Origin of the sequence: Vibrio penaeicida (assembly GCF_002933855.1) — a bacterium.
Classification (GTDB): domain Bacteria; phylum Pseudomonadota; class Gammaproteobacteria; order Enterobacterales; family Vibrionaceae; genus Vibrio; species Vibrio penaeicida_A.
On record NZ_BFAQ01000011.1, the window covers coordinates 373,122 to 393,948 of the forward strand.

At 41.9% G+C, this 20,827-nt stretch carries 17 protein-coding genes, 1 riboswitch and 1 other annotated feature; of the genes, 11 read left to right on the forward strand and 6 right to left on the reverse strand.

The genetic code is table 11. From position 1 onward, the window contains the following. Nucleotides 1-9 precede the first annotated feature (9 nt). Nucleotides 10-2,085: an ATP-dependent DNA helicase DinG gene (gene dinG, locus VPNCDNU1_RS05195; protein ID WP_104399366.1), complete on the reverse strand. Its 2,076-nt coding sequence runs from the start codon at nt 2,083-2,085 to the stop codon at nt 10-12. Between the two features lie 514 nt (nt 2,086-2,599). Between dinG and VPNCDNU1_RS05200 the strand changes: the two genes are divergently transcribed. Next, nucleotides 2,600-3,586: a porin gene (locus tag VPNCDNU1_RS05200; RefSeq protein WP_104399367.1), complete on the forward strand. Its 987-nt coding sequence runs from the start codon at nt 2,600-2,602 to the stop codon at nt 3,584-3,586. 134 nt (nt 3,587-3,720) lie between these two features. Continuing rightward, a complete protein-coding gene (locus VPNCDNU1_RS05205) occupies nt 3,721-4,362 on the forward strand; it encodes a YccT family protein (protein ID WP_104399368.1) in 642 nt (213 codons plus the stop codon). 162 nt (nt 4,363-4,524) lie between these two features. On the opposite strand, the gene VPNCDNU1_RS05210 is transcribed toward VPNCDNU1_RS05205, so the two are convergent. The 4 genes from VPNCDNU1_RS05210 to VPNCDNU1_RS05225 all read right to left on the reverse strand — a co-directional run bounded on the left by VPNCDNU1_RS05210 (nt 4,525) and on the right by VPNCDNU1_RS05225 (nt 10,452). Continuing rightward, nucleotides 4,525-7,596, reverse strand: a complete 3,072-nt coding sequence (locus VPNCDNU1_RS05210; protein ID WP_104399369.1) for an error-prone DNA polymerase — start codon at nt 7,594-7,596, stop codon at nt 4,525-4,527. A 7-nt stretch (nt 7,597-7,603) separates the two neighbouring features. Continuing rightward, the gene (locus VPNCDNU1_RS05215; RefSeq protein WP_104399370.1) at nt 7,604-9,004 is read right to left on the reverse strand and encodes a Y-family DNA polymerase; all 1,401 of its coding nucleotides are present in this window, start codon (nt 9,002-9,004) and stop codon (nt 7,604-7,606) included. Between the two features lie 3 nt (nt 9,005-9,007). Next, nucleotides 9,008-9,682 (reverse strand): translesion DNA synthesis-associated protein ImuA, encoded by a 675-nt coding sequence (gene imuA / locus VPNCDNU1_RS05220; RefSeq protein WP_104399371.1) that lies wholly within the window; start codon nt 9,680-9,682, stop codon nt 9,008-9,010. Nucleotides 9,683-10,047: 365 nt separating this feature from the next. Continuing rightward, a complete protein-coding gene (locus VPNCDNU1_RS05225; protein ID WP_101112063.1) occupies nt 10,048-10,452 on the reverse strand; it encodes an H-NS family histone-like protein in 405 nt (134 codons plus the stop codon). Nucleotides 10,453-10,775: 323 nt separating this feature from the next. Continuing rightward, nucleotides 10,776-10,959: riboswitch (Lysine riboswitch) on the forward strand. 98 nt (nt 10,960-11,057) lie between these two features. On the opposite strand from VPNCDNU1_RS05225, the gene VPNCDNU1_RS05230 reads away from it, so the two are divergent. Further along, nucleotides 11,058-12,686, forward strand: a complete 1,629-nt coding sequence (locus VPNCDNU1_RS05230) for a Na+/H+ antiporter NhaC family protein (protein ID WP_104399372.1) — start codon at nt 11,058-11,060, stop codon at nt 12,684-12,686. A 73-nt stretch (nt 12,687-12,759) separates the two neighbouring features. On the opposite strand, the gene VPNCDNU1_RS05235 is transcribed toward VPNCDNU1_RS05230, so the two are convergent. Beyond that, nucleotides 12,760-13,221 carry a hypothetical protein gene (locus VPNCDNU1_RS05235; protein WP_104399373.1) on the reverse strand — a complete coding sequence of 154 codons (462 nt, stop codon included), beginning with the start codon at nt 13,219-13,221 and terminating at the stop codon, nt 12,760-12,762. A 259-nt stretch (nt 13,222-13,480) separates the two neighbouring features. Beyond that, nucleotides 13,481-13,613, forward strand: a sequence feature (His leader region). A 56-nt stretch (nt 13,614-13,669) separates the two neighbouring features. Between VPNCDNU1_RS05235 and hisG the strand changes: the two genes are divergently transcribed. From hisG to hisIE, 8 genes are read left to right on the forward strand one after another with little or no spacing between them, the layout of a single operon-like run. After that, on the forward strand, nt 13,670-14,566 hold the full coding sequence (gene hisG / locus VPNCDNU1_RS05240; RefSeq protein WP_104399374.1) for an ATP phosphoribosyltransferase: 897 nt from the start codon (nt 13,670-13,672) through the stop codon (nt 14,564-14,566). Between the two features lie 4 nt (nt 14,567-14,570). Then, on the forward strand, nt 14,571-15,869 hold the full coding sequence (gene hisD, locus VPNCDNU1_RS05245) for a histidinol dehydrogenase (RefSeq protein WP_104399375.1): 1,299 nt from the start codon (nt 14,571-14,573) through the stop codon (nt 15,867-15,869). Then, entirely contained in the window at nt 15,869-16,921 is a 1,053-nt protein-coding gene (gene hisC / locus VPNCDNU1_RS05250) for a histidinol-phosphate transaminase (RefSeq protein ID WP_104399376.1), read from the forward strand. Before hisD ends, hisC begins: the two co-directional genes overlap by 1 nt. 14 nt (nt 16,922-16,935) lie before the next feature. After that, on the forward strand, nt 16,936-18,009 hold the full coding sequence (gene hisB / locus VPNCDNU1_RS05255) for a bifunctional histidinol-phosphatase/imidazoleglycerol-phosphate dehydratase HisB (RefSeq protein ID WP_104399377.1): 1,074 nt from the start codon (nt 16,936-16,938) through the stop codon (nt 18,007-18,009). Between the two features lie 12 nt (nt 18,010-18,021). Beyond that, a complete protein-coding gene (hisH, locus tag VPNCDNU1_RS05260) occupies nt 18,022-18,636 on the forward strand; it encodes an imidazole glycerol phosphate synthase subunit HisH (RefSeq protein WP_104399378.1) in 615 nt (204 codons plus the stop codon). 12 nt (nt 18,637-18,648) lie between these two features. Then, nucleotides 18,649-19,386 (forward strand): 1-(5-phosphoribosyl)-5-[(5-phosphoribosylamino)methylideneamino]imidazole-4-carboxamide isomerase, encoded by a 738-nt coding sequence (gene hisA / locus VPNCDNU1_RS05265; RefSeq protein WP_104399379.1) that lies wholly within the window; start codon nt 18,649-18,651, stop codon nt 19,384-19,386. Next, nucleotides 19,368-20,141: an imidazole glycerol phosphate synthase subunit HisF gene (hisF, locus tag VPNCDNU1_RS05270; protein ID WP_104399380.1), complete on the forward strand. Its 774-nt coding sequence runs from the start codon at nt 19,368-19,370 to the stop codon at nt 20,139-20,141. The genes hisA and hisF overlap by 19 nt, the downstream gene beginning before the upstream one ends. Continuing rightward, the gene (hisIE, locus tag VPNCDNU1_RS05275; RefSeq protein ID WP_104399381.1) at nt 20,138-20,773 is read left to right on the forward strand and encodes a bifunctional phosphoribosyl-AMP cyclohydrolase/phosphoribosyl-ATP diphosphatase HisIE; all 636 of its coding nucleotides are present in this window, start codon (nt 20,138-20,140) and stop codon (nt 20,771-20,773) included. The genes hisF and hisIE overlap by 4 nt, the downstream gene beginning before the upstream one ends. Nucleotides 20,774-20,827: the final 54 nt, after the last annotated feature.

Genomic DNA, 20,827 nt, shown 5'->3' on the forward strand with positions numbered 1-20,827 from the left:
TATTTGTTATTAATAATCGATACGTCTTTTGAATGGAGGCAATGAGTCTATTAAAGACTTGCCATAACGCTTTGTGACGAGTCGCCTGTCTAGGATGACGACTCTACCAGAATCTCGTTCTTTACGCAGCAACCTACCAACAGATTGAATCAGCTTTTTACTGGCTTCTGGTACAGAAATTTGGAGAAAAGGGTTTCCGCCTTTTCGCTCTATATACTCTGCATGAGCCTCTTCTACTGGAGAGGTGGGAACCGCAAAAGGAATTTTAGTAATAATGAGGTTTTCTAATAGCTCACCAGGTAAGTCTAACCCTTCCGAAAAACTCCCTGTTCCAAAGAGAATACTGGTTTTTTTCTTACTACAATAAAATTTATGTTTCTTGAGGATCTCGTTGCGTGAAGTTTCGCCTTGCACTTGTAACATCCATTTATTTTTCTTTGCGAGTTTCTCTATGCCTTGCTCTACTTTATTCATTTGCCAATAAGAAGCAAACAAAACCAAATTGGCTTTTCCCTCCTCTATATAGGAAGGAAGAGTTTCAATTAAACAATCAGTAAACTCGCTAGCTTGTGGCTCGAATTTAAGTTTAGGTATGTAGAGTTCACCTTGATTTTGGTAATCAAAAGGAGAGGCAAGCGCTAAAAATTGTGTGCCGTCTTCTTCTTTTTCACTGATACCCGTCTGACGACAGAAAAACGAAAAGGAGTTGAGCGCCCTTATAGTGGCAGAGACTAAAACAGCACCAGCGCAGCGACTCCATAACAGTTGGTCTAGTTGCCAGCCCACCTCTAACGGGGATACCGATACAATAAAGTCACCCTCTCGCTCTTCCGAGGTCTCGACCCATCGAGCTAATGGTGCGCCTTTCTCTCTTGTAGGCTCCGCCATCAAATGCCATACCTTCGACAAATTTTCGTATCTTTGTAAAAAGAACCCTATCTCAGCCAGTGCGGGTTCAGCTAAACGATTTGATAGTTCCCCTTCTTTTACGCGCTCGGAAATTAAATCGGCAATCTTAGCTAGAGCTTGCGCGCCCTTTTTACTCGCTTTCTTAAGTTCCTGAGATTCATTTTCTAGCCATGTCGGTAGCTCACCGTGCTCAAAGCGGTAACTTTTGTCTATAAATAAAGACGGGTCAAATTGCTTCGCCAGTTGGTTTAGGCTAGGAATGAGGTGTTGTATCGAGTCTTGCAGCTCATTTCTAAATCGACTCACTCGCTTATCATCTGCTAGGGAACACAGCTTTGCAGATTGTGAATTTAACTTCTCTAACCAAGAAGCAACTCCTTTCAAACTTGCCGAAGCAGACGAATGGTCACGTGCCACTTTAGGGAGGTGGTGGGCTTCATCAAAGACAAAGATAGTTTGCTCAGGCTCCGGAAGGATAACTCCGCCTCCTAATTCAGCGTCTGCCATGACTAAGCTGTGGTTCGCGATAATGACGTCGACTTTATCCAACTGAGAGCGTGCTTTTTGAAAAGGGCAGTCGCGATGAGAAGGTAAAGTTGCATTACAGCTGTGTTTATCGCTGACAATACGTGACCACAGAACATCTGATATAGGGGCTGACCATGAGTCTCGCTCACCGTCCCATTTATTTGAACTCAGTTGAGAGTACATTTGTTGCAACGTTTCTATATCGTTGCTTGATGGCTTGCTTTCAAAAATAGCGATTTGTTGATCTGAACTTCCACTTGCTATAGCCAGTTTTTCAGCACAGCAATATCTTTGGCGTCCTTTTGCTAATGCAAATGAGAACGGAACATCACTAATTCTACGAAATAGCGGGAGGTCTTTGTGAACAAGCTGTTCTTGTAGTGCAACTGTGGCGGTAGAAATCACGACCTTCTTCTTACTAAAAGATGCAAAAGGAATGGCACTCATTAAATACGCTAATGACTTACCAATGCCTGTTCCAGCTTCGGCGACAAGCATTCTATTTGACTTGTGATACTGCCCTGCCAATGTTCGAGCAATCTCCGAAACGAGATAGTTTTGTGCGCGTCTTGGTATAAAGTTTTCTAAATGATTTTGCAGATTGCTATAGCTGCTGCGAATGGACTTTTGAATCGTTGTATTAAGCATTTTCTGCCTCTGATTTAATCGCGCGAGATTGTAGCACAATCCCGCAGTTGCATGTGTTTTCGTCAGAATGCCGTGCTTTTTAGGTAAATCTAGATCTCAATCACAAAAAAAAATTGAACGATCATGGGGTTAGGTAAAGTCGATAAAAAGTGTAGATAATAATATCAAGAAACCCCACCAGATGGAATTATTGACTTAATTTGATGTGATTTTATTGAGTTATTAATTTTTTGTGCTGAAAAAATAAAAACAACAGGAAAAGATTTTATATAAAAATATGATGTGATTTCACTCTAAAAGTTCATGCTGTCAATGTAAGTTGTTGATATATAATTATTTACGAATTTTTATTTTTATTTTTTTAGTCATTTGACATGTAGCGGATTCTTCTGCAATCTTAACATCGAAATTTAGAGGAGTTGTGCCTTAAGCAAATTCTTAAGAATCGACTCTAATAAAACTAAATAAGGGAACCGAAAAGGAATTCCCAGCTAAGAAAAGGCAGTGGATTATTATGAAAAAGACTCTAGTAGCTCTAGCAGTTATGGCGGTTGCAGGTTCTGCAAACGCTGGTATCGAACTTTACAACAAAGATGGCGTTACTGTGAACATGCACGGTGACATGGAGGTTCGTTACAAAAAAGCTAAAACTGAAGATGCTGAGCTTCAACAAGAAATTGATGATGCTGATTTCGGTTTTGATACTCGTTACGCAATCAACGATGCAACTCAAGTAGGTTTCTACTGGGAATTTTCTGCTATCGATAGTGATAAAGCAGAAGGTAAAGCTGGATACGGCGACGCATACGTAGGTTTTTACAACGATCAGCTAGGTACTCTAAAAATTGGTAAACTAGCAACTCAACTTGATGACGCGGGCGTTGGTTCTGATTACCTATTCGGTATCACATCTTTTGTAAACGATGCTGATTTCAGTGGCGACGAAGCAATTCGTTATGACCTAGACAAAGGTGCTTTCTACTTCGGTCTTGGTCTTGTTCAAGACAAGCATGACAACAAAAAGCTAGGTAAAGATGGTAGCTACGTTGACGTTAAAGCTGGTTACCGTGTAGCTGACTTTGACTTTACTGGTTTCTTTGCACAAGCTAACTTTAAGAAAGAAACTACAAAAGATGGTGCTGTTGTTATCTCTAGTGGTGACAAAGAATCTCTAATGGCTCTTGAAGCTCGTTATGCTGGTATTGACAGCGTAAACCTTGAAGCAGGTTATTACTCTGTTAAGAACAGTCCTGAAACAGGTGATTCAACAACAGACAACACTATCGCTTTGGCAGCTGATTACACTATGGAAGCTTGGAAATTCGCTGGTGGCTTTAGCACTACGAATTTCGGTGCAGACGGTGTTGATGACAAGAATGCATGGTTTGTAAACGCAGGTTACGGTATTGCTCCTTCAACGACTGTTTATGCAGAAGTTGGTGGTGATAACGGTGACAAGAGCGAGACTGGCTACGGTGTTGGTATCAAAGCTTCTTTCTAAGCTATCTACATAGTTAGACAGATTTTAAAGCCACCTCTATGAGGTGGCTTTTGTTTATCTGTAATTAAATTTATTATTGTAATTCTTAAGGTTATAATCTTTTAGTGAATTTATTTGTGTTGGTTTGGTGGTGTATGAATTTTATTAGAATATCTGTCTTAGCGCTTTCTTCTGTCTTGGCGTTTTCTTCCTTTGCTGCGAACGTTGTCCCATCGAAAGGTCTGTCTATTTTACTTGTCAACGGCAAAGAAACCGAAAGTAAAATGAAACCAACACGTATTCAAGAGGGTTTTAATCAGATTGTTGTTCGTATGGACATGGACGTCGGACGTGGTAGTGGTAATAACCGCTTTACTTCTGCTCCCTATATCATCACTTTTGATGTCAATCAGAATGACGTTCAGGTTTCTCCACCAAAGGTTTACAGTAAAATTCATGCGGAAAACGTTTTTCGCGGAGTACCTGAGTGGAAAGTAGAATCTGATGGTTCAAAAATTGCCTATACAAGTGTAAAGCTTAAAGGTAGGACTGGAACCTTGCCGTATTCAGGTATTGAGGAATTGGTAGAAGAGTATAATATCAGTCAGGGTATTTCATTTTCAGCAGCACCTGTTGCTATAACAGCGACGGCAAAAACAGTACCAACCTCTAAGCCCCAAAAAGCAGCGGCTAAAAACCTGCAATCTAAAACATTAGAACAGCTACAGGCGTGGTATTTGAAAGCGTCTAAAGAAGAGCGTAAGGCTTTTCGTAAATGGATGATCGATCAAGAATAGATCGCATAAAAAAATTGATAGTTGAGGGCGGCGATTGCCGCTTTCTTGCTTTTTAAGTCTTTCTTGTTTCATTGGTACTTATGAAATTCTTACTGGGAAGGACATAAAGTACAGCTTTCAGTTAATTCAATGAATTATGCTATTTCTTATCCAAAGCTGAGGTTAATGAAAGTCTCTAGATTGCGTTTTTAATTTGGATAAGCGGTTGGTCATGTCAGTCAGTTTTCCTGCGATTACATGTATAACTTCCCCTTCTCGTTCTAGAATTCCTTTTACTTTTAGTATCTTTGCCGTCAGGTAAGCTTGTTTTTGAGCTCTTGCTGTTGCACCCCATACAACGACATTCACATTCCCAGTGTCGTCCTCTAGTGTGAAAAATGTGACTCCGGCGGCTGTGCCGGGGGATTGCCTACCTGTCACTAGTCCAATGACAGTGATCAGAGACTTATGTGGCTTATTAGAAAGCTCTTGCATCCGTGTGAATCTCGGCAGCATACCTGCATTGCTTAGCAATGTGACAGGGTGTTTGTTTAAAGAAAGCCCTGTGGCGGCGTAGTCTTCCGTTAAGGTGCTGAAATCGTCTGGCTGATAAAAGTAGCCACTATCTCGCTCTTTCAGTGAATGAAACAAGGGTAGGTCGTCGGCATCATCCATTATCTTCCAGCGTGCGGAGAAACGATTACCAGCAAATGCTTTTAGTGCATCTGCAGAGGCGAGAGTTTCCAAATCTTTACGTTCGACTCCTATATTTTTCAAATCTGAAGTGTGTTGATAACCTGAATGAGGACGGTGGTGGGTGATTAATTCAGCGGTCTCTTTTTTTAATCCTTTGACTAGCCTCATCCCTAGTCGAATATGAAAACTATCGTTACTTCTCACTACTGAGTGATCGTAGTTTGAGTGATTCACACAAATTGGTTTTACATTAATTCCATGCCTTCGAGCATCTTGGACCAGCTGAGATACACTGTAAAACCCCATAGGGTGGCTGTTCATTAATGCCGTATAAAAAGCTTCGGGGTAGTAATATTTTAACCAAGATGAGACGTATGCAAGGACCGCAAAAGAAGCAGAGTGGCTTTCAGGAAAGCCATACTCACCAAATCCACATATCTGATCAAAAAGTCTTTTAGCGAACTCTTCTTGGTAGTCTCTCTCTAGCATGCCATTGATGAGTTTGGAACGGAATTGCATCAGTTGACCACTCTTTTTCCACGATGCCATTGCTCTTCGAAGTTTGTCGGCTTCTCCTCCTGAAAAACCGGCTGCAACCATAGCAAGTTTGATCACTTGCTCCTGAAATATGGGAACACCCATTGTTCTAGATAGCACATCTTTTACGGCTTCCGATGGGTAGGTGACTTCTTCAATGCCATTACGTCGCTTGAGGAATGGATGAACCATGTCGCCTTGTATTGGACCAGGGCGGACAATGGCGATTTGAATGACTAAGTCGTAATAGTTCTTAGGACGTAATCTAGGCAACATGCTCATTTGAGCGCGAGACTCTATTTGAAACACACCGATGGTATCGGCTTTTTGAATCATGCTATAAACGTTAGGATCATCTTGCTTGCGAGTAATATCCGCAATGCTCAGCTCAATGTTATGGAAAGATTGGATTGTTTTAAAGCATTTACGAATTGCCGTTAGCATCCCTAATGCTAAAACATCGACTTTGAGTAACCCCAAACTTTCAAGATCATCCTTGTCCCATTGAATGACGGTACGTTCGTTCATTGCTGCATTTTCAACAGGAACCAACTCATATAAAGGTCCTGATGAGATGACAAAACCGCCGACATGCTGAGAAAGGTGGCGTGGAAACCCAAGTATTTCATTGACCAGTTGAATGAAAAGCTGCCCTTGATAAGCGTCAGGGTCGAGACCGAGCTCGACTATTTGCGCTTGCCAATTCAATTCTTTATCTCGCCTATTCACATTCTTTATAAAGAATTCGAGTTGTTCTTCTGAGATCCCTAAAGCTTTACCCACTTCTCTTACCGCGCTTTTAAATCGGTAGGTGATGACAGTAGCAGAGAGAGCAGCGCGACTGCGACCATATTTCTGATAGATATATTGAATAACTTCTTCACGTCGTTCATGTTCAAAATCGACATCGATATCGGGTGGTTCATTGCGCTCTCTGCTGATGAACCTTTCAAAAAGCACTGATATTTGCCGAGGATCAACCGCTGTGATTTCTAGGCAGTAACAAACAACAGAATTGGCGGCAGATCCTCTACCTTGATAGAGAATTTTCTTTCGTTTGGCAAACATGACAATGTCATAGATGGTTAGAAAGTAAAATGGGTAATTTAACTCCTCAATCAAAGCCAATTCTTTATCGATAAGTTTTTGTATATCGGATGGGACGCCTTGAGGAAAGCGGCGTTTGCTGCCCGCTTTTACTTGCTCATTTAGATAATCTATTGCCGTGTACCCATTTGGAACCAGTTCGCTTGGGTATTCGTATTGAAGAGAACCTAAGTCGAAACGACAACGCGAGAGAATACGCTCGGTTTCAACATACCATTCTTTCTTGAAGATTCTTTGAAGCTTATCTTTCGAGCGAAGTGAATGCTCACAATTACTTTGAAGTAACCGACCAGCTTTACTGACGCTCGTACCATGCTTAATCGCGGTCAAAGTATGCTGCAAAGGAAGCCTAGCTTCATTATGCATGAGGACACCACCACAGGCCGTTATTGGAATATGGTATAAAGCGCTAAGGTGTTCACAGTGCTGTATAAACGCATGGTCATCATGTTGGAGATGGCGTTGTAGACCTATCCATAACTTTTGGGAGTGGTGTTTGGTTAACCATTTTGCCCAATGGTAGTCACAATCTTTGTGGGTTGGTAGCCAGAGAATCAAACAATGCTTTGCTGACATGATATCCCATTCAGACAAACTGTATTCCCCTTTAGGGCTGCGTCTTCGTGCATTTGATATAATTCGGCATAACTCACCATACCCCTGTCTATTTGTAGATAGCAGGATTAATTCAAGCTCTTCCCCCATTCGAAATAATGAACCAACAACGAGTTTCAGTTGTAACTCTTGAACTTGTATCGCCTTATAAGCCCGTACTACACCAGCAACGGAACATTCATCGGTAATGGCAATCCCTGAATATTGTAAAAAATCAGCTTGAACAACTAACTCCTCTGGGTGAGAAGCTCCTTCTAAGAAGGAGAAATTAGTTTGGCAAAACAATTCGGTATAACCCATAAGTACCCTAGCTAAATATTCCGTGTAGAAACCACTGTTTCTTTGGTGTTCTGAATACCCAAAGCCAACGACCATCATGGCTTTGAGCAATGAAATAATCTCTGATTACAGGGGTATTATCCCACCAGCCAGTGGCAACCCTTTCAGGACCATGTGATATGGATATTTCATCTGTAAGCCGCTCAGGATGTGGAAGGAGAATACTTGGTCTAAGTTTGGGTTTGAATAACGGGTCAGTCAGTTGTTCCGTGAGAGGAGAAGAGTATGAATTGGCAATTTCTGGTCGGGGATCTGGAATAACATTAGGTCGGCTCACGGCTTCTTTGCCTAATTTCGCTTCCAATATTGATATTAGCTCTAGAGCCGTTGTCTTACCTTGCTGCCCCGTAAATAGGTCGGTGTTGAAGTTGGCTTGTTGATCAGCTCGTTTAGTGCTCAAGCTTATTGCTATTACGGGAGAACTGATTGAAATAGACTCTAAGGTGAGTTTAGATAAGTTTAACCAATTAACAGCCAAATACTCTCCTTGTGCAGAGCTTATTGTAAAGCTGGCGTTCTGTTTATTTCTGAGAAACAAAGTCACTTCAATCTCATGAGCTATTTGATCACGTAATTTAAGAAAATGTTCCAATTTTTTCAGTAATTTACTTAGTGGTTTTTCGATCCATTGAACATTTTCTATTTCATATAATAGGTCGAGAGAATATTTAAAGGTTTGTTGTGGATGATAGAACTCAACTGGATGCTTAAACCTACCTGTTATTTTTCCTATATAGTTAATTAGATCTATATCAAAACGCTTAGCAATATCAGCCATTGGTATGGCTAATAGATCATCGAAAGTCTCAATGCCTACACGGGAAAGTTTTTCTACTGTTTTATGAGGCAGTCCACTAACCGATAGAGATAATGCATAAAGTTTCTTTTTTAAGACTTCTTTATTATCTGTAATTAAATGTGTTTTCTGTTGAGAAAGTATCTGTGCCGAAAATGGAGAAAAACCAGTTGAATAGTCATAGCGTATATTAAAGGATTGCAAGTGGGATTGAATGATTGACCAATAATGTTCAATATTAGAATACAGCGAAAGCATATCGCTGATTTTCAAAAGAATTCCATTCGGTTCAAACAATGTGATGTCTGACGTGATTAAGTAAAGCCACCGTGCTATTTCTCGCAATTTTGTTTGTTCAATATGGGCATCGTATGAATGAACTTGTAAATCGTGGCAGAGTGATGCAGCCGTTCCAAGCCCCATACCGAGTTTTAGTCCTGAGATATAACCATGAGGTGTAAGCTGTATGATTTGGTGATCGTTATTAACGATAGCAAGGTTACCATCATAGGCTGAGCCACAAAATGAAGTATCAAGCTGTAGATGAGTAAAGTTCAAGTATAGCCACAGCATAGTTTATCCTCGTTTTAGAAGAGGAAAGGCAACAACGGTATTATCTGTTGGAGCCCTAGTTAAACTCAGCCAGTTATGGGACATGTCTAAACACAAGACTGTTCTACCTAAGCCTCCCTTACGCTTATTGACTGTAATGTTCAAGCCTTTTGAGTGAGCTTCAAGACTTAAACTAAGTGATACTGGTAGAGGAAAGGTTTGTTTTTGTTTCTTGAAGATAATAAGCGAACAATTGCCAGTTTCACTCGCCATTTGTAACCGCTTTACTTGATGTATTTCTAACGTGTCTTGCCATAGTAATACATGAGAGCAGGCCCCGCTTTTCAACGATTGTTCGGCTGCCCATAAAGCTTCTTTATAGTTCCTTGGCGAAATGATAACAATTCTGTCAAGTTTATAGCCTTGTGTTACGAAAAACTCGCCACATACTTTTCCTGGAGGGTGAATAAAAACTCTGAGTCTGTTGTCTGCAGTGTTCCTTAAAAAGGCATCTAGCAACCGTAACTCACCGATACCAGTGAAAGTATTTATTTCGATAACCCCTTTACTTGGAAAACCACCCCCCAATTTGTTATCTAGTTCGGTATAGCCTGAAGAGACAACATCTGCATGATGTGATGTATTTGCCCCGTTCCATAGTAAGTTTTTATGCTTTAGTGCTTTTATTATCTCATGCATCCTCATCAACCTGTATATATGTACAGTATTTATAGTATATGCATTCAAAAGGGAGCGGCAAGAACTTTCTGCATTGTTGAGCTGGTAGAAGAAGAAAATACAAATAAATCATAAATGTATGACCCAAGTGTTTTTTCAAAAAGGATTATAGTGAAATGAGCTTAGATGAATATATTTTAAATAAAATAACCTGAATGGTTATCAATAATATAAATATATGTAGTTTGAAAGTAATAGATGTAATGCAAATAGTGGCATTAAAAAAGCCGAAATCTATATAAATTTCGGCTCAATATATGAAACACTGGTGTATAGAATCAAGGGACATGCCCAGTGTTGCAATAATTTTTGTAACAAAGTGAAAGCTAGATTAGGAAATCATCCAAAGCTTTACCTGAGTCCAAGTGAGCTTGAATTGCAGAAGGAGTACGACCTTGACCTGTCCAAGTCTTTTCTACGCCATCAACAGTGTATTTGTATTTAGCAGGGCGAGGATCGCGCTTTTTCTTAGCTTTAGATTTTGTTTCTCCAGATAACGCTGCAATAAGGTCATCTACATCGATACCATCTTTAGCAATCATATTTGCGTATTCAGCTAATTTAGCTTCGCGTTCAGCTTTTTCTGCTAATTCTGCAGCTTCAACTTCACGACGTTCATCAACAACGGTAGTTAATTTATCTAGCGCTTCTTCCAAGTGCTCTAGCGGTAGATCACGAGCAAATGCTCGTAGACTGCGAATATTAAGCAGGGTTTTTGCAATATCTGACATGTTCAGTCCCATTCTTATTTTAGTAAACGTACACAATAATAACAGTGTAAGACGAGAATACAATATAATTTTATTTCAAATATATCGAAATTCAAATACACATTTCTAAAAATATATTTAATTACTTATTTAGCAGAATAGAATACGTCAATATTTAATACGCTAAATGTCAGAAAAGTGTAAGTGTAAAGCATATAGACGCACAATCTAGTCAAAAGTTTCATCAGGTTGGTTGAAACTTGAAATTATATGTTGCAAAAAGCTTTTGCATCCGTAGAATGACTCGCACCTGATTTGAGTGGTGGATTTTTAATCAATCCAGTGCTTAAGGTAGAGGCGCAGTAATGATCAGTATGTTTCAAGAGGGTGATACCTAAGAGGGAAACAGAAAGGCGTTATTGCCGAAGTATTGAAAGTCATCATTCTTCAATGCTGGGGTTATATCCGAATAGGTATAACACTGCCATAGTCTATATTGTTGTTAAACTATGGAGCGCTACTGTGGGGTTGGGTGAAGTGTTCACTTCCCTTTCGCTTGTTCAACTTAAGGTATATATAATACCGACTACAGTAGATCTCTAACCAAATATTGGTTTCTGAAGATCATGAATTTATTAGATTTTGCATCGTCCCCCCTTTCATTGTTGCCGCCGCTTGTCGCTTTAGGGCTAGCTATTATTACTCGTCGAGTTCTTGTCTCATTAGGTATGGGCATTTTTCTTGGTGGTCTACTGATCACTGACTATTCAATTGCTGATTCCATTAAATATATATGGGGTAAAGTATATGGCGTAGTTATTGAAACTAATGAAGTTACTGTTGATGGTGTAAAAGTAGAAGAGAGCAGCCTTAATAGCTGGAATATGAGTATTGTTGCGTTTCTTTTATTATTAGGAATGATGACAGCTTTACTTACATTGTCTGGTGGTACTCGCGCATTTGCCGAATGGGCACAAAGCCGTGTAAAAAGTAAGCGTGGTTCAAAATTACTTGCCGCGTTTTTAGGTGTTTTTATATTTGTTGATGATTACTTTAATAGCCTAGCTGTCGGAGCAATATCTCGCCCAGTCACTGACCGCTTTTATGTATCGCGTTCTAAACTTGCTTATATTCTGGACTCTACTGCAGCCCCGATGTGTGTGTTAATGCCAGCATCTAGCTGGGGCGCTTATATAATGACCATTATCGGTGGGATTTTAGTCACTCACGGATTGACGGATTATTCTTCTGCGCTTAGTGCTTACGTCAATATGGTTCCAATGAATTTTTATGCGGTATTTGCACTGCTGATGGTTTTTGCTGTGGTGTGGTTCCAGCTAGACGTTGGACCGATGCGTAAAAAAGAAATCGAAGCCTCTCAAGGAATGGGATTTGATGATGCAAATAATCAATCTAGCAGTGAATTGAGTGAAGACCTTGATATTAGTGAAAGTGAAAAAGGTAAAGTTGCCGATTTAATTATGCCAATTGTTGCTTTAATTCTAGCGACAATATTTTTTATGCTATATACCGGAGCAGAATCACTCACCGAATCAGGTAAAGAATTTGATCTGTTAGGTGCGTTTGAGAATACCGATGTGGGTGCATCTTTATGCTATGGCGGTCTAATTGGTTTAGTTACAGCACTTATTACCGTCTTCCGCCAGAAAATTGAATTGTCTCAAATTGTTCGAACTTTATGGATCGGTGCTGGTTCAATGTTCGGTGCTATATTAATTTTGTTTTTTGCATGGACAATTGGTTCAGTAATAGGTGACTTAAAAACGGGAACTTACCTGTCTTCCTTAGTACAAGGCAACATCAGTGTTCATTGGTTACCCGTTATTTTATTCTTGCTATCTGGCGTGATGGCATTCTCGACGGGTACTTCTTGGGGAACATTTGGTATCATGTTGCCTATCGCTGGTGATATGGCTGGTGCGACAGACTTAGCGTTGATGCTTCCTATGTTGAGTGCAGTTTTAGCTGGTTCTGTATTCGGAGACCATTGTTCTCCAATTTCCGATACGACGATTCTATCTTCGACGGGGGCTCGTTGTAATCACATTGATCACGTTGCAACGCAATTGCCTTATGCACTATCCGTTGCACTAGTATCTTGTGTTGGATTTGTTGTTCTAGGAATGACGTCATCCATTTTATTCTCATTCGCAGCTGCGAGTGTGACATTTGCTGTGGTATGTGGTGCTTTAAGCGTGATTTCCAAACGCAAACAAAGCCCAGCTAAAGCTTAATGACTAAGCCCAATAGAACCTAATCAAAAGAGCAGGTGAAAACCTGCTCTTTCTCTACCCACTCTTCCTCTATTTACTCTTGTTTAAACATCTTCTGTAAGGTCGTGAGACAGTTTTTCGCTGAATCTCTCGTTGCTTTCTCTACTGCTTGCATTGAAATGTATGCCACATTAGCCAAAGACGTTTCATTTAAACTTTCTGCTGGGATATCTTCACAATTTTCAGGGACAGATTGATAAGTTGCATCAGGGAAGGCATGGGTTACTACATCTGCGTAGTTTTGAAGTTGTTCGGGAGCCATGTTTTTTACTGGCAGAGCTTCCAGTTCCTCGTGGGTATAAGCCAATCCATCACTGTTAAAAGGACGACCTTCGAGGCTACGAGGCGAAATTTCATATGCTGCTTCAGTAACATAAGGGAAATCCCAAGAAGGTGGCTCAGGGTAACCAGCGTTATGAGAAGCAGTAGTATCGGATGTGCAGCCTGCTAATAAGATAGATGTGCTTGCAGCCATTAACACCTTAAATTTGTTCATCACGTTTGTATCCTTAGGTAGAGGTAATAATATTGTTGTGAATATGTTGAATGGTGTTTTATTGTTGGGCAATACAAGAAAATCGCATTTAATTACCAACTTGATGCATTTGTTTAACAGCTTCTAAGGACAAACAGAAAAAGTGTCATTACCGGGAAGGCAATTTTTTTCGAATAGAGTCTTGCAAATCCAATTGAGCTTAGTTAGTGTGGAGTTAACTCAAGGAGAAACTAAATATGCGTAAAAGTGTAATGAACATTCATCACCATCATCATCCTGACTAGTCTTTCGGGAGGTTTACGCATACCCGAGAGGCTAAGAACTCTCGGTGGTTGAATCAGAAAATACAGATTTAAACCCTCGGGAGAGAAAACTCCCGAGGGTTTTTTCATTTTTAACGACTTATAAAATATTAAATATTCACTAAATTTCGTATAGGGACATCGTAATGCAAACACAACGCCTAAGAATTGCTATTCAAAAAAAAGGACGCTTGAGTAAAGAGTGTCTAGACCTACTTAAAAAATGTGGCGCTAAGTTCAACATTATGGGGGAGAGACTTGTCGTTCACTCTGAAAATATGCCTATCGATCTTCTGCTTGTGCGAGACGACGATATTCCAGGGCTTATCATGGACGGAGTTGTCGACTTAGGTTTCATTGGCGAAAATGAATTGGAAGAAGTGCGTTTAGACAGAAAAGCACTAGGGGAGCCTTGCGAATTCGTTCCGCTTCGTCGTTTAGATTTTGGTGGCTGCCGTTTGTCCATCGCTATCGATAAAGATGAAGAATATAAAGGTCCTCAAGATCTTGCAGGTAAACGTATTGCAACGACATATCCTCAACTGCTTAAAAGCTACATGGATGAGCAAGGTGTTGAGTTCAGCGCTTGTGTGTTGACTGGTTCTGTTGAAGTTGCACCGCGAGCAGGGCTTGCTGACGCTATCGCTGATCTCGTTTCGACAGGTGCAACGCTTGAAGCGAATGGTCTTAAAGAAGCAGAAGTTATCTTTAAATCTAAAGCGACTCTGATTCAGCGTAAAGGTGAGTTCGATACAGATAAAAAAGCCTTAATCGAAAAGCTGTTGACTCGCATGCAAGGCGTTTTACAAGCCAAAGAATCTAAGTACATCATGCTACACGCCCCAACGGATAAGCTAGAGCAAGTCAAAGCTTTACTTCCAGGAGCTGAAGATCCAACTGTGCTTCCACTGTCCGCCGAGCAAAATCGTGTTGCTGTACATCTTGTTAGCACTGAAAACCTGTTCTGGGAAACCATGGAGCAACTGAAAGAACTTGGCGCCAGCTCAATCTTGGTACTGCCAATTGAAAAAATGATGGAGTAATGGGATGAGAACCGTAGTTTGGCAATCATTAAGTGAACAACAGCAAGACGCTGTTCTAGAGCGCCCTGCCATAACGGAAGGGGCAAATATTACCGCCGCTGTTTCTGACGTTATCAAGAAAGTACGAACAGGTGGTGATGCAGCACTTATCGAATTGACTGAAAAATTCGATGGCGTTACTCCAGATTCAGTTCGAGTGTCTAAGCAGGACATTCAGGCAGCTTCAGATCGCCTGTCTAGTGAAATGAAACAAGCGCTAGAGCAAGCGTATGCCAATATCTCTATGTTTCACAAAGCACAAAAGTCCCAGCCGATTAAAGTCGAAACTCAACCAGGTGTCGTTTGTGAACAAGTGACTCGCCCAATTAATACCGTTGGGCTATACATTCCAGGTGGTAGTGCTCCTTTGCCCTCAACTGTGCTTATGTTGGGCGTACCAGCTAAAATTGCAGGGTGTCGCAAAGTCGTATTGTGTTCGCCACCTCCGATTGCCGACGAAATACTTTATGTCGCACAGCTGTGTGATATCGATGAAGTATATAATGTGGGAGGCGGTCAAGCGATCGCCGCGATGGCATATGGCACTGATTCTGTAAGTAAAGTGGACAAGATTTTCGGTCCCGGTAATGCGTACGTAACAGAAGCAAAGCGTCAGGTTAGCAACGATTTTCGTGGTGCGGCTATCGACATGCCGGCAGGCCCGTCAGAAGTTCTTGTAATCGCCGATGACACCGCAGAACCAGATTTCATCGCTGCCGATTTACTGAGCCAAGCCGAACACGGACCAGATTCACAAGTGGTTTTGGTTACGCCTTCTCCCGTTATTGCAGACAAAGTTACGGATGCTGTTCAACGTCAGTTAAAAGAGCTTTCTCGTGCTGAAATCGCAGAGCAAGCATTAGGTTCAAGCTTGATTGTTATCGCTGAATCTCTAACGCAATGTGTCTCCATTTCTAACTTTTATGGTCCTGAACACCTGATTGTTCAAACGAAAAACCCACGTGAACTGCTTCCACTTCTAGATAATGCAGGCTCAATTTTCCTTGGGGACTGGTCACCAGAATCTGCCGGGGATTATGCCTCAGGCACCAACCACGTACTTCCGACATACGGATACACTCGCACCTACTCAAGCCTTGGTTTAGCTGATTTTTCAAAGCGTATGACAGTGCAAGAATTAACATCAGATGGTCTGAAAATTTTGGCTCCAACTGTTGTCACGATGGCGGAAGCTGAAGGGTTGGATGCACACAAGCGTGCTGTAACTATTCGTATAGAAAAGCTACAAGAGGGAGAGTCGTGATGGAAAAGTTGGCTCGTAAACAGGTTCAAGCACTGACCCCTTATCTTTCTGCCCGTAAAATTGGGGGTACAGGAGATGTTTGGCTCAATGCAAACGAATCGCCTTTTAATAATGAATACAAAACAGATTTTGCTCGTCTGAATCGCTATAGCGAATGCCAGCCGAGAGATCTCATTGAAGCGTATGCCGCTTATGCTGGGGTTAAGCCAGAGCAAACATTAACATCACGCGGTGCAGATGAAGGCATCGAATTATTGATTCGTGCTTTTTGTGAACCCAATGAAGATGCCATTCTCTACTGTCCACCCACCTATGGCATGTATGCCATTAGTGCAGAAACCATTGGTGTTGAGCGAAAAACAGTGCCGTTGACACAAGATTGGCAGTTGGATCTGAAGGGAATTGAAGAAAACCTAGCGAACGTAAAACTGGTTTTTGTATGCAGCCCTAACAATCCAACCGGAAATTTAGTCAAACGCGAGGACATTGTTTCCTTGTTAGAAATGACAAAAGATCGCGCTATTGTCGTGATGGATGAAGCGTATATCGATTTCTGTCCAGAGGCTTCAACCACTGATCTTTTAGTGCAGTATCCTAACCTGGCTATTTTACGTACGCTTTCTAAAGCTTTTGCACTAGCAGGGCTTCGCTGCGGATTCACATTGGCAAATGAAGAGCTGATCAATGTGCTATTGAAAGTCATTGCACCCTATCCAGTGCCAGTTCCAGTTTCGGAAATTGCCGTTCAAGCGCTTTCTGAAGCAGGGTTAGCCAGAATGAAATTCCAATCGTTAGATCTGAATGCAAACCGTGCCTATCTTCAAGTGGGTCTCAGTATGCTGGAAGGGGTTGAAGTTTTTGAAGGGTGGGGTAACTACCTATTAGTTAAATTTGAAGATGGCGATGCAATATTCCAAGCTGCATGGGACAGCGGAATCATTCTGCGAAACTCTCCCATTGAAAACTGCGTACGCATTAGCGTAGGAAATCGTGATGAATGTGAAAAAGTTGTCGCTTTTATTCGCAATCAGTTAGCTAAAAATGTCGCTTAAGAAAGGAAATCGTAGTGAGCAAGCAACAAAAAATTCTATTTATTGATCGTGATGGCACTTTAATCGTAGAGCCACCAGAAGATTTTCAGGTTGACCGTTTAGACAAGCTTAAACTAGAGCCGTTTGTCATTCCGAGTCTATTAGCACTTCAGGATGCCGGTTACCGATTAGTTATGGTCACCAATCAGGATGGACTGGGGACCGATAGCTTCCCACAGGCTGATTTTGATGCCCCTCATAACATGATGATGGATATTTTTTCATCACAAGGCGTTATTTTCGATGAGGTGCTTATTAGCCCTTACTTCGAAGAAGACAATAGCGATTGCCGTAAACCTAGGTTAGGTCTGGTAAGAGAGTATCTTCAAGGTGGAAAGATTGATTTTCAACACTCAGCCGTGATTGGTGATCGCATTACGGATGTACAAATGGCCCAGAATATGGCGATTCGTGGCATTCAATACCACCCAGAAACCATGGGTTGGAAGCAGATTGTTAAAGATCTAACCGTAAAAGCTCGTGTTTCTGAAGTGGTTCGTACAACCAAAGAAACCGACATCAAGGTAAACGTTAACCTTGATGAGCAAGGTGGGAACGACATCAAAACAGGCTTGGGCTTTTTTGATCACATGCTGGATCAAATCGCGACACACGGTGGATTCCAAATTAAATGCAGTGTGGACGGTGACCTGCACATCGATGACCACCACACCATTGAAGATACTGCGCTGGCGTTAGGGCAAGCATTAAAAGAAGCGTTAGGAGATAAGCGTGGTATTGGTCGTTTCGGCTTCAGTTTGCCAATGGATGAATGCTTGGCGCAATGTGCGCTGGATTTGTCGGGTAGAGCTTACCTCGTCTTCGATGCAAAATTTAGTCGTGAAATGGTTGGCGACTTTTCAACGGAAATGGCGGAACACTTTTTCCGTTCCATTGCGGATTCTATGGCTTGTACCTTGCACCTATCTTCTACCGGTGAAAACGACCACCATATTGTAGAAAGTCTATTCAAATCGTTTGGTCGTACACTTCGCCAAGCCATTAAAGTAGAAGGTAACGAATTACCAAGCAGCAAGGGCATGCTTTAAAGGGGAAGACACGTGACAGAACAAAGAGTCGTCATTATTGATACTGGATGCGCCAATGTGTCCTCTGTGAAGTTTGCTATTGAACGCCTAGGTTATAAAGTCACCATTTCCAAAGATCCTGAGGTGGTACTCGCAGCGGACAAGTTGTTTTTGCCTGGTGTCGGAACCGCAAGTGAAGCCATGAAAAACCTTCGAGAGCGAGATCTGATTGATCTCGTTAAGAAGGTTGAGAAGCCGCTACTTGGTATTTGTTTGGGTATGCAACTGCTAGGAAAAGTCTCACAAGAGAAAGGGCAGAAGGCGAATGAGTTGGTGGAATGCCTTGGGCTGTGTGACGGTGAAGTCAATTTGATGGAAACGGGCGAGTTACCTTTACCGCATATGGGGTGGAATACAGTTTCAGCGAAAGCAGGGCACCCGCTGTTTAAAGGTATTGAGGAAGGTGAGTACTTCTATTTTGTACACAGCTTCGCCATGCCAGTAGGTGATTACACAATTGCCAACTGTGATTATGGAAACCCGTTCACCGCAGCGGTACAAAGTGGTAACTATTATGGTGTGCAATTTCACCCAGAACGTTCTTCTAAAGCCGGCTCTAAGCTCATTGAAAACTTTCTGAATTTATAAAGGGAATTATAAGTGATTATTCCAGCTCTCGATTTAATTGATGGTCAAGTAGTTCGCCTGTATCAAGGGGATTACGGTCAAGTAACCGAATACAAAGTAGACCCAGCTGAGCAATTTAATTTATACCATCAAGCCGGCGCGAATTGGCTGCATTTGGTCGACCTGACTGGCGCAAAAGATACAACGGCACGCCAGCTTGATTTGATCGCCAAGCTGCTGGCAAGTACCCCAGCAAATATTCAAATAGGCGGTGGAGTAAGAAGCGAACAAGATGTGGTCGACTTACTGGAAGCCGGAGCCCAGCGTGTGGTGGTTGGTTCTACTGCCGTAAAACAACCTGAACTGGTAAAAGGTTGGATGGAGAAATATGGTGCAGAGAAAATCGTTCTAGCACTCGATATTAATATTGACGAAAACGGCGTGCGCAAAGTCGCTATTTCCGGTTGGCAAGAAGATTCCGGCGTCACTATTGAAGCGCTTATCGATGATTATTTAACTGTCGGTTTAACGCATGTGCTTTGTACTGATATTTCTCGTGATGGGACATTGGCTGGCTCGAATGTAGAGCTTTATGTGGACCTATGTAAACAATACCCGCAAGTTCAGTTTCAATCGTCCGGTGGTATCGGGTCACTAGCAGATGTTGAAGCCTTAAAAGGCAGTGGAGTCGCTGGTGTGATTGTTGGGCGTGCTTTATTAGACGGTAAATTTACAGCAGAGGAGGCATTTGCATGCTGGCAAAGCGAATAATTCCGTGCCTTGATGTTCGAGATGGTCAGGTGGTAAAAGGGGTTCAGTTCCGCAATCACGAGATCATTGGCGATATCGTTCCTCTGGCTCAGAGATACGCTCAAGAGGGTGCGGACGAGTTGGTGTTTTATGATATTACGGCATCGAGTGATGGTCGCGTGGTCGATAAAAGTTGGGTTGCGCGCGTAGCAGAAGTTATCGATATTCCCTTTTGTGTGGCTGGTGGTATCAAATCAGCAGAAGACGCAGCTCGAATCTTAGAGTTTGGCGCAGATAAAGTGTCCATTAACTCTCCTGCTTTAGCAAACCCTTCCCTCATCACTGAGCTTGCCGATAAGTTTGGTGTTCAGTGTATTGTCGTTGGTATTGATTCCTACTTTGACAAAGAAACAGGTAAATATCAGGTTTATCAATTCACAGGTGATGAAGCACGCACAAAAGCGACGCAGTGGGAAACCCGAGATTGGGTTCAAGAAGTGCAAAAACGCGGTGCTGGTGAAATCGTTTTGAACATGATGAACCAAGATGGCGTGAGAAATGGTTACGACATCGAGCAATTGAATATGGTTCGAGAGGTTTGCAAAGTCCCATTGATTGCATCTGGTGGTGCAGGTGCTATGGAGCATTTTGCTGAAGCATATCAAGCGACAAATGTTGATGGAGCACTTGCAGCATCGGTATTTCACAAACAAGTCATCAATATTGGTGAACTGAAAAAGTATTTGAAGAAAGAAGGCGTAGAGGTGCGATTATGAGTTTTGAATCAGCTGAAGTAAATGCACTGTCTGAGCGCATCAATTGGGACAAAGTGGATGGCTTGGTTCCAGCCATAGTGCAAGACTTTCAGTCTAGCCAAGTCTTAATGATGGGTTACATGAATCAAGATGCGCTAGCGAAAACAGGTGAAACGGGTCAGGTCACCTTTTTCTCAAGAACGAAAGAACGATTGTGGACCAAAGGTGAAACGTCGGGTAACGTCCTAGCATTAAAAAATATCTCATTAGATTGCGATAACGATACGTTACTTGTAAAGGTCGATCCTGTTGGTCCTACCTGCCATAAAGGCACAACGACGTGTTGGGATGGTGATCCTCAAGAAGAGTCACAAATGGTGTGGCTTCATCAGCTTGAGCAGCTATTGGCTGCCCGCAAGAACGCCGATCCAGATTCTTCCTATACTGCCAGCTTATACGCCCGTGGCACCAAGCGTATTTCGCAAAAAGTGGGCGAAGAAGGGGTTGAAGTTGCGCTTGCGGCGACGTCGGGCGACAAGGCGGAGTTAGTCTGTGAGTCTGCGGATCTGATATACCACCTGTTGGTGCTATTGCAAGACCAAGGTCTATCGATGAACGACGTTATCAACAAACTGAAAGAGCGTCATAAATAGCATTCTAATCTGTCGTTTTTAGAAGCCTCTAGGTCAGAGGCTTCTTTCTCTTCT